This window comes from Herbaspirillum lusitanum (assembly GCF_046025995.1).
In the GTDB taxonomy this organism is placed as follows: Bacteria; Pseudomonadota; Gammaproteobacteria; order Burkholderiales; family Burkholderiaceae_D; genus Herbaspirillum; species Herbaspirillum lusitanum_A.
In genome coordinates this window covers 475,297-489,109 of sequence record NZ_JAQQFM010000004.1, presented here as the reverse complement: position 1 = coordinate 489,109, position 13,813 = coordinate 475,297, and the positions used below count along the sequence as shown (strand labels likewise).

The following is a 13,813-nucleotide window of genomic DNA, read 5'->3' as shown; positions in this document are numbered from 1 at the left end:
GCATGTGAAAACGGCGCATCTCCATGTGTACGGATATGCGCCGTTCGATTGCTTCAGGGTCTGGCGCTCAGGCGCCGAAGCGGAAGGGGCTGACGTCGATCTGCGACTTGCGGCCGCCGATCTGATCGCTCAGCAGCGTGGCGCTGCCGCAGGCCAGCGTCCAGCCGAGCGCACCCTGGCCCAGATTGAGATACAGGTTTTTCACCGGCGAGGCGCCGACGATAGGCACGCCGCTCGGCGTAGCCGGACGGAAGCCCGACCACGGCGCCAGGCTGGCGTCATTGCTCAGGTCGCTGCTGGCCGGGAACAGCTCGCGCACGCCTAGCTTGAGTTCGTCGATGGCGCGCTGAGGAATGCTGCGATCCATGCCGACCAGCTCGACCCGGCCGGCCACGCGCAGGCGTTCGCCCAGGCGCGCATAGACGATCTTGCGCGAGATGTCGGTGATCGATACCTGTGGCGCCGCCTTTTGCGCTGCCTCGTCCAGGAGCGGCACTGTGATGCTGTATCCCTTGAGCGGATACAGCGGCAGCGTCAGACCGACCTGGCGTGCGAATTCCGGGCTTTCCGGTCCCAGCGCCAGCACGAAATTCTCTGCCTCCACCCACTCCGCGCCGGCTTGCACCGCACGCAGCGCGCCGCCTTGCATGCGCGCCTTGCCGACCCTGGTGGCGGGCATGAAACGGAATTGCGGATTGTTTTGCATCTCGCGCACCAGCGCCTGGCAGAACTGTGCGCAATCACCGGCTTCTTCGCTCGGCGTATAAACGCCGCCTGCCCATTTGCGGTCGGAAGCAGCCAGCGCCGGCTCCAGTTGCAGGCAGCGCTCGGCGCTGATGACTTGCTGCTCGCAGCCATATTGCGCCTGGAAGGCGACCTGGCGGCGCGCCGCATCAAGCCCGGAAGGATCGGTAAACATCACCAGTTTGCCGGCGGTGCGATAGCTGAAATCGAGATTGAGGCTGTCGTTCCACTGCTTGAGCTGGTCACGACTGAAAAACGCCAGTTGCAGCAGCTCGATGGTGGTGCGCTTGACGCGGTCGGCATTGCAGGCGCCGAGGAACTTGATCAGCCAGCGGTATTGCGCCGGATCGAGCGTCGGCCTGAGCGTCATCGGCGAGCTGGGGCTGAACATGTAATAGGCCCAGTTGCTCCAGACCGAAGGATCGGCCAGCGGCGCCACATACGAGTAGCTCAACTGAGCGCCGTTGCCGAGGCTGGTGCCGATGCCGGGCGCCTCGCGGCCCTCGATCAGTGTCACCTGATGGCCGTCTTGCAGCAGGCGATACGCCGAAGTCACGCCGATCACGCCGGCGCCTAATACGCAGATATGCATGGAAATCCTGTGTGCAACAAAACCGGGAAACCGGCGGGAGCGATCCTGAACCTGGCGTTCCGAATCGGCAGATTCGTCATCAGCTTGAGCAAGTTCCGGACCTGCCTGCATGGCACGGACGATCGGTGCCGCAGGACGCAGCAGAGCGCTACTATAAGTGAGAGCGCACGGGCTGTCCTATGCCTATTTTGCATTGCGTCGGCGCTGATTTCCGGCGCTCGCGCTGCTTCAGAATGGCCTCAGCGGCCGCCGCCGCCGAAGGTCTTGAGCGCCTGCCATTTCTGGTTCTTCAACTGATACATGGTGTAGCCGGCATTGTTCAGATTGCCTTCGGCATCGAAGGAGATCGCTGCGCTCAGTCCGGCAAACCTGATGCCGTGCAAAGTGGCGGCGATGCGCTGCGGATCCAGCGAATTGTTCTGGCGGATGGCGGCGATCAGCACCTGCGCGGCGTCATAGGCAAACGGCGCGAAGAAGTCGATGTCGCCGTCGGCGCCGTTCCTGTATTTCTTTTCGAAGGCCTTCCAGCCATTCATCTTTTCTTGCGGCAGGCCGGGCGCCAGCGCCAGCGTCCCGTTGCCGTCGGCGCCGGCCAGTTCGATGAACAGCGGCCCGACCGTGCCGTCGGCCGCCATCAGCGGCACTGTCATCTGCATGCGGGCGATGCTGCGCGTCAGCGTGGCCGCTTGCGCACCGAGGCCGCCGAAGAAAATCAGATCGGGGTTCTTGCTCTTGATGGCGCTGAGCGCGGCGTTGAAGTCGGAAGTCTTGCTGTTGATGCTTTCGCGCGCGACTGCCGTTTCGCCGTTGTCGCGCAGGCTGGCGATGAATTGCGTAGCCAGGTTGCGCCCGAACACGGTGTCGTCGTCGATCACCGCGATGCGCCTGGCGTTGAGTGTGCGCACCGCGTAATTGCCGGCATAGATGCCGCCTTCATCGTCATGGCCGACGATGCGAAAGCTGCTGTTCGAGCCGCCTTGCGTGTATTGGCGACCGGTCGAACCCGGTGCGATCTGGGCCAGATTGGCTCTGGCATAAATCGGCGCGGCGCTCAGGCTGGCGGCGGTATTCCAGTGGCCGATCACCGCCACGACACCGGCCTTGACCAGATAATCCGCCACCAGCGTGGCGGTGCGGGCGTCGCCGCGATCGTCTTGCGCCAGCAGCTTGAACTGGATTTTCTTGCCGTCGATCTTGAAGGGATGTGCGTTGGCGTCGGCAATCGCCAGTTCCACCGCCTGCTGCTGGCCTTTGCCTACCTTGGCCGAGCTGCCGCTGAGCGGGCCGGCGAAGCCGAGCAACACGGTCTGGGTATCTTCCTGAGCATGCCCCGTCCCTGGCAGCAGGCTGAAAGCGACGACCATCAACGATGCCGATAGCGATGCCAATACGGCATGCCGGCGTCGGCGATGGGGGCGATAAGTGTTGAAGGCGTCGGCCATGCTGCTTCCCTTCTGTGTGCAAGCCATGCGGCGCGGTTGCTTATCTGAGCGCCTTAGTGTCATTGCCGGGTGAGGAATTGCGCGATTTTTCAGTTTGCGCATCGAATGAGCTTGGAAAATCAGTTTAGCGGCCGGGCTTGCCGCCAAAACCGTGGAAAAAGCCTGTAAAAGCGCCTGTTTTATGGCTGTGCTCACTCCAGATACCTGCATTTCATGGGCCCGTGCTGCATTTCTCAGGGAGCTTTGTGCGATGCTGCAAAATCGCTTTGCTGCATCGCATTCCCTGGCGCGGCTGTTTGCTGCGTTACAATAGCGCCCGAAGCAAGCCAGACAGCCGCTGGCTGCCCTCTCAAGGGGCGGCGGGAGGAAGGTCCGGACTCCATAGAGCAGGGTGACGGTTAACGGCCGTCCGCCGAAAGCCGGTGCAAGCCGGTATAAGGCGAGGAACAGGGCCACAGAGACGAGCGTATTTAGTTACGGTGAAACGCGGTAACCTCCACTCGGAGCAATCTCAAATAGGCACGCGTTGATGTTGCTCGCGGAGCGTGCGGGTAGAGAGCTTGAGTGCTGGAGCAATCCAGCGCCTAGAGGAATGGCTGTCATAACGGGCAACCGTCGTAACAGAATCCGGCCTATCGGCTTGCTTCATTGAATTCCACACCATCCACAACAAAGCGGCGCACTCCGGTGTTTCCTGCGGGCTTGCCGGCAAGCGAGGCCACCGGCGACGGGCCGCATGAGACAAGTCAGGAGCCCCGATGACTCAAAACAGCAATCCGGTCGCATTTGAAGAATGGTCCGCGCAAGGCGGACGTCGTATCGGCGTGGCGACGCTGGCGTCGGAAAAGACGCTCAACGCACTGTCGCTGGACATGGTCAATCTGCTGACCCCGCAGTTGCGCAAGTGGCAGGCCGATCCGGCCATCGCCATGGTGATCCTGCAGGCCCAGGGCGAAAAAGCCTTTTGCGCCGGCGGCGATCTGCAGCAACTCTACAAAACCATGCTGGAACATCATGCTGCACCGGATCGCGAAGACATCCGCGGCAATCCCTATGCGGTCGAATTTTTCGAGCATGAATACCGGCTCGACTATCTTATCCACACCTACTCCAAGCCGATACTGTGCTGGGGCCATGGCATTGTGATGGGTGGCGGCATCGGCCTGATGGCCGGTTGCAGTCATCGCGTGGTGACCGAAAAGTCGCGTCTGGCGATGCCTGAAATCACCATCGGCCTGTATCCCGATGTCGGCGGCAGCTGGTTTCTCAGCCGCATGCCGGGCAAGACCGGCGTGTTTCTGGCGCTGACCGGCGCACTGATGAACGCCAACGACGCCATCTATGCCGGACTCGCGGATTACACCATCGGACAGCAGCATAAGCAGGCGCTGATCGATCAGTTGCTGGCGCAGCGCTGGGATAGCGGCGACGATCACGCGGCGCTGGACGGTCTGCTGCTGCAGGCGCAGGACGACGGCGCATCTGTTGCCGAGCCTGCCGCCGAGCCTATTGTTTTCGCAGCTTCGCAATTGCGCGCGCATCAGGATCTGATCAATGCGCTATGCGGCAAGCCGACGCTGCCGGAAATCGTCAGCGCGATTCTGGCGCTGGAAGTCGAAGACGCCTGGCTCAGGAAAGCCGTTGCCACCTTGCGCGCCGGTGCGCCGGCTTCTGCCTGGCTGGGTTATGCGTTGCAAAAGAAGGTGCGGCATATGTCGCTGGCCGAAGTGTTCCGGCTGGAGTTCGGCGTGTCGCTGCAATGTGCGGCGCGCCCTGATTTTTCGGAAGGCGTGCGCGCCCTGATCATCGAAAAGGACCAGAAGCCGAAATGGAAGCATGCGACGCTGGAACAGGTCGATGCCGACTGGGTGGAGGGATTTTTCGCCAGCCCGTGGACGCGTGAGAATCACCCTCTGGCGGATCTGGCCTGAGGCATGCGCAGAATGGAAAAATGGCGGCCTGCGGGTCGCCATTTTGTTTTCTGTGCGGGGATGTGACGCCTCAGCTTCATTGAATGCATGACTGCTTCGTCAGGCTGCCTGCGCCGCTGCTCAAGTTTTATTTCTCTTCTGTCCGGCGTGGGCAGCCGCAGCCCGTTTCACGCGTTCCTGCAGCCGCTCCAGCGTGCGTGTGAAGATATCCGCCTGATTCACCGCTCTTGCCAGTACCAGCGCGCCCTGAATCCCGCCCAGAATATCCTCGGTCAGCGCCGCCGCTTCGTGTGACGGATGGCCGGCGCGCAGCAGCGCCGCATGCAAGGCTTCGGCCCAGCGCACGAAATAGCCGCGTACGGCGTCGGCAAAGCGGTCGCGCGTGCTGTCCAGTGCAAACGCGCCGACCAGGCAGACTTTGCGGCCGGACAAGAAATAGCGCCCGCATGCATCGAACATGTGTGCGATGCGCTGAGGATAGTCGTCATCGGCTTCAGCAGCATTCTCACGCAACGGTGCAAACACATTCAGTTCAAACCACAGATCGATATGTGCCAGCACCGCCTGCGCCATTTCATCTTTGCCGCCCGGGAACAGGTGATACAGGCTGCCCTTGCCGAGGCCGGTGCCCTGGGTGATGCGGGTCAGGCTGGCGCCTTCGTAGCCGTAGGTGCGGAATACTTCCGCCAGTTGCGCGATCACTTCGCTGCGATCATCGTTGGCGGCGCTGCCCTCTCCATTTCTTGATGTACTGCGCATGGGCTTACAGTCCCAGGTCGCTCAGGCCGGGATGGTCGGCCGGACGCGGGCCCGAACGATCCCAGTGGAACTTGCGATCGGCAGCGCTGATGGCGACATCGTTGATGGACGCATGGCGGAAACGCATCAGGCCGTGTTCATCGAATTCCCAGTTCTCATTGCCGTAGGAGCGGAACCAGTTGCCCGCAGCGTCATGCCACTCATAGGCGAAGCGCACGGCGATGCGATTGTTTTCAAAGGCCCACAGCTCCTTGATCAGGCGATATTCCTGCTCGCGCGTCCACTTGTTGGCGAGAAAGGCGACGATGGCCGGACGACCCTGCAGGAAATCCGAGCGATTGCGCCACCAGCTGTCTTCGGTATAAGCCAGCGAGACGCGTTCGGCATTGCGGGAGTTCCAGCCGTCTTCAGCGGCGCGGACCTTCTGGATCGCGGTTTCGCGGCTGAATGGCGGAAGTGGCGGGCGGGCGTTTTGAGTGTTCATGTGCAGTGTCCTGTCGCGGTGAGTGAGTTTGTACTGCTCGGTACAAATACATCATAGAGGTTGAAAGCGCCGTGGGCTAGGGGCTGGCGGTAAAGCCGCAGCTGTACTCTTCGCGGCTGCGCCTGGCTGTGTTGCTTGCCCGGGATGTTGCAAAGCGGCGGTGTCGGCGGCGGCAGATGAGGAGAATTCATCTGAGCGGGGGGCGATTCAGCGCGGCAAAGCGCGTGCAACATGGCTGCCTGATGCATTGCAGCAGCCGGAGCGGATGTCTGGCCGGGAAGAGCGCGTGGATACGCGGGGCCAAAACGAGCCGGGTCAGCGCAAAGAGATAGTGAAGCTTGAAATGCAGGGTGTACGAGGAGGCGTTGCGGAGCTGCTGAGGGGGGGGCTGGAGCGGGGCGGAGTATGGCGGAACAATCAATTTGAATGCCGCGACACCCAGGTCGCGGCATTCAAATGTCGAAATTATTTCTTCTTCTTGTTCACTGCTTCTTTGAACGCTTTACCAGCGGAGAACTTCACCGTGGTGGCAGCGGCGATCTTGATTTCTTCGCCAGTCTGCGGGTTACGGCCGGTACGTGCAGCGCGCTTGCCAGTCGAGAACGAACCAAAACCAACCAATTGCACTGTGTCGCCCTTGGTAACGGCCTTGATGATGTTCTCGATAACCGAGTCCAGAGCGCGCTGAGCGGCAGCCTTGGAGATTTCAGTATCAGCAGCGATGACGTCAACCAATTCAGATTTGTTCACTTTAAACTTCCTTTCACTGTTAAGGTGCCGAGATTTTAGCACTGGAATACCGCGTATCAGCAAGCCCTATCTGTGTTTTAGGGCGATTTGTCCTGATCGGACAGCGGTGGGTTGAAAAATATCGATGCAAGAAAACAGAATTTGTTCACCCGAATTTTCGCTTGCGACAAAAATCGGGAATCCGAAATTTACCTCAGCTTGGCGCGCGTGGCGACAAAATCAAATGCAAGGAAACCTCAGGGGCGGAATCGAATCTGTTTGAGTTTTCTTCGCCAGCACGTCGAGAGCACCCTCTGCAAATCTGCCCCGATTTAAGGCAGCGACTTCCTGTTTTTGGCAGTGAGACCCTCGCGCAAATCCGCGTGGTTGCTCAATTGAGTCGCCAAACACATGTGTATAGCTAAGGTTGCACATTCAGTGTATCTGCTAAGTCCTTCATTTCTTTGAAAAAGCGCTTGTGGAACGGTTTTAAGGAAGTGCGCTAAGTCTTTGACTTTATTACAAAATCCTTCTTTTTTCCTCGGTATACCGCTTGACCTGTAATAGTGCATCCTCTAAAGTGGGCGGCAGTGTGAAAAAGTGTTTTTTTGTGGGGGAAATTTACATCTCTCTGCGCAAAACGGACTTTTCCAGCAGTGCCACTCGCTAGGATCAACAGGACAAACAACGTGTTTCAGGGCGCCTCATCACTCAATCTCGATGCCAAAGGACGGATGACCATTCCGGCCAAGCATCGTGACGCCCTGACCGTGCAGTGCGAAGGACGCGTCACGCTGACGCGCCATCCGCACGGTTGTCTGCTGTTCTTCCCGCGTCCTACCTGGGAAAGCCATCGCGAACAGATCGCTGCATGGCCCATGTCGGCACGCGCGTGGCAGCGTATTTTTCTGGGCAATGCCTCCGACGTCGAGCTCGACTCGGCCGGCCGCATCCTGATTGCGCCTGAGTTGCGCGCGGCCGTAGGTCTGGAACGCGACGTGATGTTGCTGGGTATGGGCAGCCACTTCGAGATATGGGATGCCGCCAAGCTGGCCGAGAGCGAGGCGCAGGCAGTTGCGTCTGGCATGCCCGACGTGTTGAGTACTTTTTCATTCTGACGGCCTGACGAGATGACTTTGCAATCGGTGCCCGAATTGCAGCACCGCACCGTGCTGTTGGATGAAGCGGTCAACATGCTGGCGATTGAAGGCGTACGCGCCGACGGTATTTACCTGGACGGCACTTTCGGTCGCGGCGGACACAGCCGCGCGATTCTGGCCAGACTCGGCCCCAAAGGCAGATTGATTGGATTTGATAAGGACCCGTTGGCGATTGCGACGGCGCAGCAGATCGAGGACCCGCGGTTCGAGATCGTGCACGACAGTTTCGCAACGCTGGATCAGGCATTGGCCGAACGCGGCATTGCTGAGGTCGACGGGGTGTTGATGGATTTGGGTATTTCGTCGCCGCAGGTTGATGATGCGGCCCGTGGTTTCAGTTTCAGGCAGGACGGCCCGCTCGACATGCGCATGGACACGACGCGCGGCATGTCCGCAGCGGAATGGCTGGCAACGGCGGACGAACAGACGATAGCAAAGGTGATACGAGATTATGGGGAAGAACGGTTTGCTGTTCAGATTGCAAAGAAGATTGTTGCTGGCCGGGCAGTCGAGTCAATTTCAACCACACGACAGCTTGCCGCGCTCGTGGCACAAGCCGTCAAAACCCGCGAGAAAGGCAAAGACCCGGCCACTCGTACCTTTCAGGCTGTACGGATTTTCGTCAATCAAGAGCTTGAAGAACTCGAGATAGGTCTGGCAAAGGCATTCAGGCAGATGGCGCAGCACGGGAGATTGGTTGTGATCAGCTTTCACTCGCTGGAAGATCGCATCGTCAAGCAGTTCATGGCATCCAAAGCCCATGCGCCGCAGCCTGACCGCCGCCTGCCGATCCGCGCCGTCGATCTGCCGCAGCCGGAAGGCCTGCTGCTGGGTCGCGTCAAGCCCGGCGACGCGGAAGTCGAAGGCAATCCGCGCGCCCGTTCGGCCGTCATGAGAGGTCTGGAACGCATGCCCATCACCGCTCCCGGAGCAACGCCATGACCGGCCGTCTCAGCCTGCTGCTGACCGTGCTGCTGGTGGCGTGCGCGCTGTCGGTGGTGAATGCGCAATATAAAGCGCGCAGCCTGTTCATTGAGCTGGAGCGCGCGCAGACGGCGGCCCGCCAGCTGGATATCGACTGGGCGCAATTGCAGCTGGATCAATCCACTCTCGGCAAGAATTCCCGCATCGAAGCACTGGCGCGGCGCGACCTTAATATGGAAGCGCTGACCGCGGCCCGCACCCAATACCTGAATGTGGGGGTCAAATGACGCGCATGCCGCCCCGCACCAACATCGCCGGCGCACGCGTAGCCGCCTCCAAGGGCGTGGCTTTTTCGTCGAATCCCATCCTGCAGGTGAAACTGCCGGCCTGGCGTTCGCGCGTGGTGCTGTTCGTGCTGTTCGTGGCCTTCGCGGCGCTGATCGTGCGCGCCTTGTGGCTGCAGGGCGTATCGACCGATTTCCTGCAGAAGCAGGGCGCTTCGCGCTATGCGCGTACGCTGGAATTGCCGGCCACGCGCGGCAAGATCACCGACCGCAACGGCCAGGTGCTGGCGTCCTCGGTGCCGGTCAAGGCGATCTGGGCCATCCCGGAAGACGTGCAGGCGGCGCCGCCCGAGAAGTTGCGCGAGCTGGCCAGGCTGCTGGACATGAGCGACGCCGACCTGCGCAAGAAGCTCGACTCCGACCGCAGCTTCGTCTACCTGAAGCGCCAGGTCGAGCAGGAAGCCAGCGACAAGATCGTCAAGCTCGGCATCCCCGGCATCGAAACCCGCAAGGAGTACAAGCGCTTCTATCCTGAAGGTGAAGTGATGGCGCACGTGGTCGGCTTCACCAACGTCGAAGATGCAGGCCAGGATGGCATGGAGCTGGGCGCACAAAAGACACTGGCCGGCGTGACCGGTAGCCGGCGCGTGATCAAGGATCGCCTCGGCCGCATCGTTGAAGACATCGAATCCATCCGCGAACCGCATGACGGCAAGGATCTGACGCTGTCCATCGACAGCAAGATCCAGTACATCGCCTTCACTCAACTGAAAGAAGCGGTCGAAAAGCACAAGGCCAAGGCCGGCGGCATCATCGTGGTTGACGCCAAGACCGGCGAAGTGCTGGCGCTGGCCAACATGCCGACCTATAACCCCAACGACCGCTCGGTGCTGACTGGCGCCCAGCTGCGCAACCGGGTGCTGACCGATACCTTCGAACCGGGTTCGACGCTCAAGCCATTTACCGTGGCGCTGTCGCTGGATACCCATCGCGTCACGCCGAGCACCGTGTTCCAGACCTCGCCCGGCAAGATGACCATCGGCACCGCGACCATCGGCGACTCGCACGCGCACGGTCCGCTGACGGTGGCGCAGATCATTGAAAAATCGTCCAACATTGGCACCGCCAAGATCGCGCTGCAGATGCCGCCTGAAGAAATGTGGGAGATGTTCACCAACGTCGGCCTCGGTCAGCAGCCCAAGTTCGGCTTCCCCGGTGCGGTTGCCGGTCGTGTGCGTCCCTATAAGTCATGGCGCCCGATCGAGCAGGCCACCATGAGCTACGGTCACGGCATCTCGGTGTCGCTGATTCAGCTGGCGCATGCTTATCTGATCTTCGCCCGCAACGGCGACATCATTCCGCTGTCGTTCCAGAAGGTGAACGACTCGCCGATCGGCCATCGCGTGATTTCGGAAAACACTGCGCTGCAGATGCGCCGCATGCTGGAAACCGTGGTCGCGCCCGGCGGCACCGCGCCGCAGGCGCAGGTGCCCGGCTACCGGGTGGGCGGCAAGACCGGCACCGCTTACAAGATCGAAGGCGGCAAGTATGTGCGCAAATATGTGGCCTCGTTCACCGGCATCGCGCCGATGTCCGACCCGCGCCTGATCATTGCAGTCATGATCGACGAGCCGAGCAACGGCCAGCACTACGGCGGCCCGGTGGCCGGCCCGGTGTTTGCCAACGTCGCCGCGAATGCCTTGCGGGCGTTGAACGTGCCGCCGGATTCCAGCGTGACCAATATCATCATCCCCAAGGATGCGCTTGAGGAGAGCATGTAGTGACGAATCAGGCTCTCAGCGTGAACGCCATTCTGAGCTGGCTGCAGACCGCAGTCGGCTCAGACGCGCAATTGTCATCCGACTCGCGCCGTATCGGCGCCGGCGATGTGTTCTTCGCCTATCCGGGGGATGATGCGGACGGCCGCGCCTATATTGCGGACGCGATCGAGCGCGGTGCGCGTGCGGTGGTCTTCGAGGCAAGCGATTTTGAGTGGGACGGCGAGCAAGCCGTGGCGCATCTGGCCGTGCCGGATCTGCGCCGTATCTCCGGCGACATCGCCAGCGGATGGTATCAGCACCCCGACGCCGCCATGTTTACCGTCGCCGTCACCGGCACCAACGGCAAAACTTCGTGCAGCTACTGGCTGGGCCAGGCCTTGTCGCGAATTCTGGGCAATGGCCCGGCGGCGGTGGTCGGGACCCTGGGCGTCGGCCTGTTCCAGAACGGCGCGGCGCATGCCTTTGACGTAACCGGCTACACCACGCCGGACGCCGTGCTGCTGCAGCGCAAGCTGGCCGATCTGCGCAAATCCAGGGCGGCTTCGCTGGCGATAGAAGCTTCTTCCATCGGACTTGAACAAGGCCGCATGAACGGCATGCACATCAATGTCGCACTGTTTACCAATTTCACGCGCGATCATCTGGATTACCACGGCGACATGATCGGCTACGAAACCGCCAAGCAGAAACTGTTCGAATGGGACGGCCTGCAGCACGCGGTGATCAATCTGGACGATGGCATGGGCCAGCGTCTGCTGCCGCTGGTGCAGGCGCGCCAGGTACCCATCATCGGCTACGCGCTGGATGAAGAATTGCCGGCCATCGCCGCCGGTGTGCCGGCGCTGCGCGCCAGCCAGATTCGCAGCAGCCACAGCGGCACCGTATTCCACGTCGATTCGCCCTTCGGACATGGCCAGATCAAGACGCAGCTGGTGGGACGTTTCAATGTCAGCAATGTGCTGGGCATCATGGGCGTGCTGCTGGCCAAGGGGCAATCATGGGAAGCCGTGGTCGCAGCAGCGGCCGCGCTCACCCCTGCACCCGGTCGCATGCAGCAATTCGGCGGACCTGATGTGCCGCTGATCGTGATCGACTACGCGCACACGCCGGACGCGCTGGACAAGACCCTGTCCACCCTGCGGCAGGTCGCAACGCAACGCAACGGCCAGCTGTGGTGCGTGTTCGGTTGCGGCGGCGATCGCGATCCGGGCAAGCGGCCGCAGATGGGTCAGGTTTCGGAGCAGGCGGATCACGTGATCCTGACCAGCGACAACCCGCGTAGCGAAGATCCGAAAAAGATCATCGACGAAATCCGTGCCGGCATCAGCCGTGTCGAGCCGCAGGTATTGCCAGATCGCGCCGGCGCGATTCTGTGGGCGATCCGTCACGCCACTAAACAAGATGTCGTGCTGCTGGCCGGCAAGGGGCATGAGGCATATCAGGAAGTGGGCGGCAAGAAGCTGCCTTTCCTCGATGCCGATCACGTCGCGCTGGCGCTGGCGGCGCGTTCCACCATGATGGGAGGCGCGTGATGCGGTTCTCCTTCGAACAATTGCAGCAATGGCTGCCGGGCGCGCAGGTGGTTCACCCCGTCAGTGCAGAAGAATCCGCTGCGACCCTGACGGCGCTGCAAGGCGTCGTCACCGACAGCCGCAGCGCGAGCGCCGGAACTGTTTTCGTGGCGCTGCGCGGCGAGCGTTTCGATGCGCACGACTTCATTGAATCGGTGATGCAGCAAGGCGCCGCCGTCATCGTGGCGGAAAAGGCGCCGGCCGATCCGCAGGTGCCGGTGATCGTGGTGGCTGACACCCGCATCGCGCTGGGTCAGATCGGCCATGGCTGGCGGCGCCAGTTCCAGTTGCCGCTGATCGGCGTCACCGGCAGCAACGGCAAGACCACGGTCAAGGAAATGATCGCCGCCATACTCGACGCCGCCTATGGCAGCGAAGGCTATCTCGGCACGCGCGGCAATTTCAATAACGAGATCGGCGTGCCGCTCACGCTGTTCCGCATGGCGCCGGCGCATCGCGCCGCCGTGATCGAACTGGGCATGAATCATCCGGGCGAAATCGCGCTGCTGTCGCGCATCGCCGAGCCGACGCTGGGCCTGGTCAACAACGCTCAGCGCGAGCATCAGGAATTCATGGTCAACGTCGAAGCTGTGGCGCGCGAAAACGGCGCGGTGATCCGTCACCTGCCGCAGGACGGCGTGGCGGTATTCCCGGAAGGCGATGTCTTCACGCCGCTGTGGCGCGAAGAAGCCGGCGCGCGTCGTGTGCTGAGCTTCGGCCTGACGCCGCAGGCCAACGTCAGCGCCAGCTATCAGGCGCAGCAATTCGGCAGTGAACTGCAGGTCAGTGTGCACGGCGCAGGCGCTGAGGCTGACGGCACATTCTCGCTGCAGCTGGCCGCAGTCGGCGAACACAATGTGCGCAATGCGCTGGCGGCGACCGCCTGCGCGCTCGGCATCGGCGTGCCGGTAGCGGCAGTGGTGCGCGGCTTGCAAGCCTTCGCGCCGGTCAATGGGCGTTTGCAGCGCAAGACCGCAGCGAACGGCGCGCTGGTGATCGACGACACCTACAACGCCAATCCGGATTCGGTGCGCGCCGCCATTGATGTGCTGGCGCAGGTCGCCGAGCCACGCTTGCTGGTGCTGGGCGACATGGGCGAAGTCGGCAATGAAGGCAGAAAATTTCACGAAGAGATCGGCGCCTACGCGCAGGAGCGCGGCATCGCGCATTTCTTCGGGCTGGGCGAACTGATGCAGCATGCGGTGACGGCCTACAATGCCGCCGCCGGCAAGGATGCTATACAGGCCCGGCATTTTGACGACGTGGAAACGCTGCAGCAGGCGACGGCGCAAGCCGCACCGGCCGGCGCCACGGTTTTGGTAAAAGGATCACGCTTCATGAAAATGGAGCGCGTTGTGCAGCATCTGGTCAGTGTTGATTCGGACTCGCAACATCAACAGGAGGCCCATTAA

Annotated in this window: 12 protein-coding genes and 1 other RNA gene; 8 read left to right on the top strand and 5 right to left on the bottom strand. The window is 61.4% G+C overall.

The window, feature by feature from the left end; translation table 11 throughout:
• Positions 1-67: 67 nt before the first annotated feature.
• Together PQR62_RS10830 and PQR62_RS10825 are read right to left on the bottom strand one after the other, a co-directional pair.
• Positions 68-1,336, bottom strand: coding sequence for a D-amino acid dehydrogenase (locus tag PQR62_RS10830; protein ID WP_408157696.1), 1,269 nt, complete (start codon positions 1,334-1,336; stop codon positions 68-70).
• 239 nt (positions 1,337-1,575) lie between these two features.
• Entirely contained in the window at positions 1,576-2,805 is a 1,230-nt protein-coding gene (locus tag PQR62_RS10825; protein WP_408157694.1) for a branched-chain amino acid ABC transporter substrate-binding protein, read from the bottom strand.
• A 291-nt stretch (positions 2,806-3,096) separates the two neighbouring features.
• Here PQR62_RS10825 and rnpB point away from each other — a divergent pair.
• Together rnpB and PQR62_RS10815 are read left to right on the top strand one after the other, a co-directional pair.
• Positions 3,097-3,429: RNase P RNA component class A (gene rnpB, locus PQR62_RS10820), an RNA gene on the top strand.
• A 107-nt stretch (positions 3,430-3,536) separates the two neighbouring features.
• The gene (locus PQR62_RS10815; RefSeq protein WP_408157692.1) at positions 3,537-4,709 is read left to right on the top strand and encodes an enoyl-CoA hydratase/isomerase family protein; all 1,173 of its coding nucleotides are present in this window, start codon (positions 3,537-3,539) and stop codon (positions 4,707-4,709) included.
• Positions 4,710-4,829: 120 nt separating this feature from the next.
• Here PQR62_RS10815 and PQR62_RS10810 read toward each other — a convergent pair whose 3' ends face one another.
• The 3 genes from PQR62_RS10810 to PQR62_RS10800 form a co-directional block, all read right to left on the bottom strand.
• A complete protein-coding gene (locus tag PQR62_RS10810) occupies positions 4,830-5,468 on the bottom strand; it encodes a TetR/AcrR family transcriptional regulator (RefSeq protein WP_408157690.1) in 639 nt (212 codons plus the stop codon).
• A gap of 4 nt (positions 5,469-5,472) precedes the next feature.
• A complete protein-coding gene (locus PQR62_RS10805) occupies positions 5,473-5,952 on the bottom strand; it encodes a nuclear transport factor 2 family protein (RefSeq protein WP_408157688.1) in 480 nt (159 codons plus the stop codon).
• A gap of 465 nt (positions 5,953-6,417) precedes the next feature.
• Positions 6,418-6,702 (bottom strand): HU family DNA-binding protein, encoded by a 285-nt coding sequence (locus PQR62_RS10800; protein ID WP_006465510.1) that lies wholly within the window; start codon positions 6,700-6,702, stop codon positions 6,418-6,420.
• A 668-nt stretch (positions 6,703-7,370) separates the two neighbouring features.
• Here PQR62_RS10800 and mraZ point away from each other — a divergent pair.
• From mraZ to PQR62_RS10770, 6 genes are read left to right on the top strand one after another with little or no spacing between them, the layout of a single operon-like run.
• Entirely contained in the window at positions 7,371-7,799 is a 429-nt protein-coding gene (mraZ, locus tag PQR62_RS10795) for a division/cell wall cluster transcriptional repressor MraZ (RefSeq protein WP_408157686.1), read from the top strand.
• A 12-nt stretch (positions 7,800-7,811) separates the two neighbouring features.
• Positions 7,812-8,783, top strand: a complete 972-nt coding sequence (rsmH, locus tag PQR62_RS10790; RefSeq protein WP_408157684.1) for a 16S rRNA (cytosine(1402)-N(4))-methyltransferase RsmH — start codon at positions 7,812-7,814, stop codon at positions 8,781-8,783.
• On the top strand, positions 8,780-9,052 hold the full coding sequence (gene ftsL / locus PQR62_RS10785; RefSeq protein ID WP_408157682.1) for a cell division protein FtsL: 273 nt from the start codon (positions 8,780-8,782) through the stop codon (positions 9,050-9,052). The genes rsmH and ftsL overlap by 4 nt, the downstream gene beginning before the upstream one ends.
• Entirely contained in the window at positions 9,049-10,830 is a 1,782-nt protein-coding gene (locus tag PQR62_RS10780; protein ID WP_408157680.1) for a peptidoglycan D,D-transpeptidase FtsI family protein, read from the top strand. Before ftsL ends, PQR62_RS10780 begins: the two co-directional genes overlap by 4 nt.
• The gene (locus tag PQR62_RS10775; RefSeq protein WP_408157679.1) at positions 10,830-12,362 is read left to right on the top strand and encodes a UDP-N-acetylmuramoyl-L-alanyl-D-glutamate--2,6-diaminopimelate ligase; all 1,533 of its coding nucleotides are present in this window, start codon (positions 10,830-10,832) and stop codon (positions 12,360-12,362) included. The genes PQR62_RS10780 and PQR62_RS10775 overlap by 1 nt, the downstream gene beginning before the upstream one ends.
• Positions 12,362-13,813, top strand: a complete 1,452-nt coding sequence (locus PQR62_RS10770) for a UDP-N-acetylmuramoyl-tripeptide--D-alanyl-D-alanine ligase (RefSeq protein ID WP_408157677.1) — start codon at positions 12,362-12,364, stop codon at positions 13,811-13,813. The genes PQR62_RS10775 and PQR62_RS10770 overlap by 1 nt, the downstream gene beginning before the upstream one ends.

What these genes read in the sequence shown, in the direction of transcription:
- PQR62_RS10830 (WP_408157696.1), bottom strand. Translation starts at nt 1,336, where the DNA reads ATGCATATCTGCGTATTAGGCGCCGGCGTGATCGGCGTGACTTCGGCG.
- PQR62_RS10825 (WP_408157694.1), bottom strand. Translation starts at nt 2,805, where the DNA reads ATGGCTTGCACACAGAAGGGAAGCAGCATGGCCGACGCCTTCAACACT.
- PQR62_RS10815 (WP_408157692.1), top strand. Translation starts at nt 3,537, where the DNA reads ATGACTCAAAACAGCAATCCGGTCGCATTTGAAGAATGGTCCGCGCAA.
- PQR62_RS10810 (WP_408157690.1), bottom strand. Translation starts at nt 5,468, where the DNA reads ATGCGCAGTACATCAAGAAATGGAGAGGGCAGCGCCGCCAACGATGAT.
- PQR62_RS10805 (WP_408157688.1), bottom strand. Translation starts at nt 5,952, where the DNA reads ATGAACACTCAAAACGCCCGCCCGCCACTTCCGCCATTCAGCCGCGAA.
- rsmH (WP_408157684.1), top strand. Translation starts at nt 7,812, where the DNA reads ATGACTTTGCAATCGGTGCCCGAATTGCAGCACCGCACCGTGCTGTTG.
- ftsL (WP_408157682.1), top strand. Translation starts at nt 8,780, where the DNA reads ATGACCGGCCGTCTCAGCCTGCTGCTGACCGTGCTGCTGGTGGCGTGC.
- PQR62_RS10780 (WP_408157680.1), top strand. Translation starts at nt 9,049, where the DNA reads ATGACGCGCATGCCGCCCCGCACCAACATCGCCGGCGCACGCGTAGCC.
- PQR62_RS10770 (WP_408157677.1), top strand. Translation starts at nt 12,362, where the DNA reads ATGCGGTTCTCCTTCGAACAATTGCAGCAATGGCTGCCGGGCGCGCAG.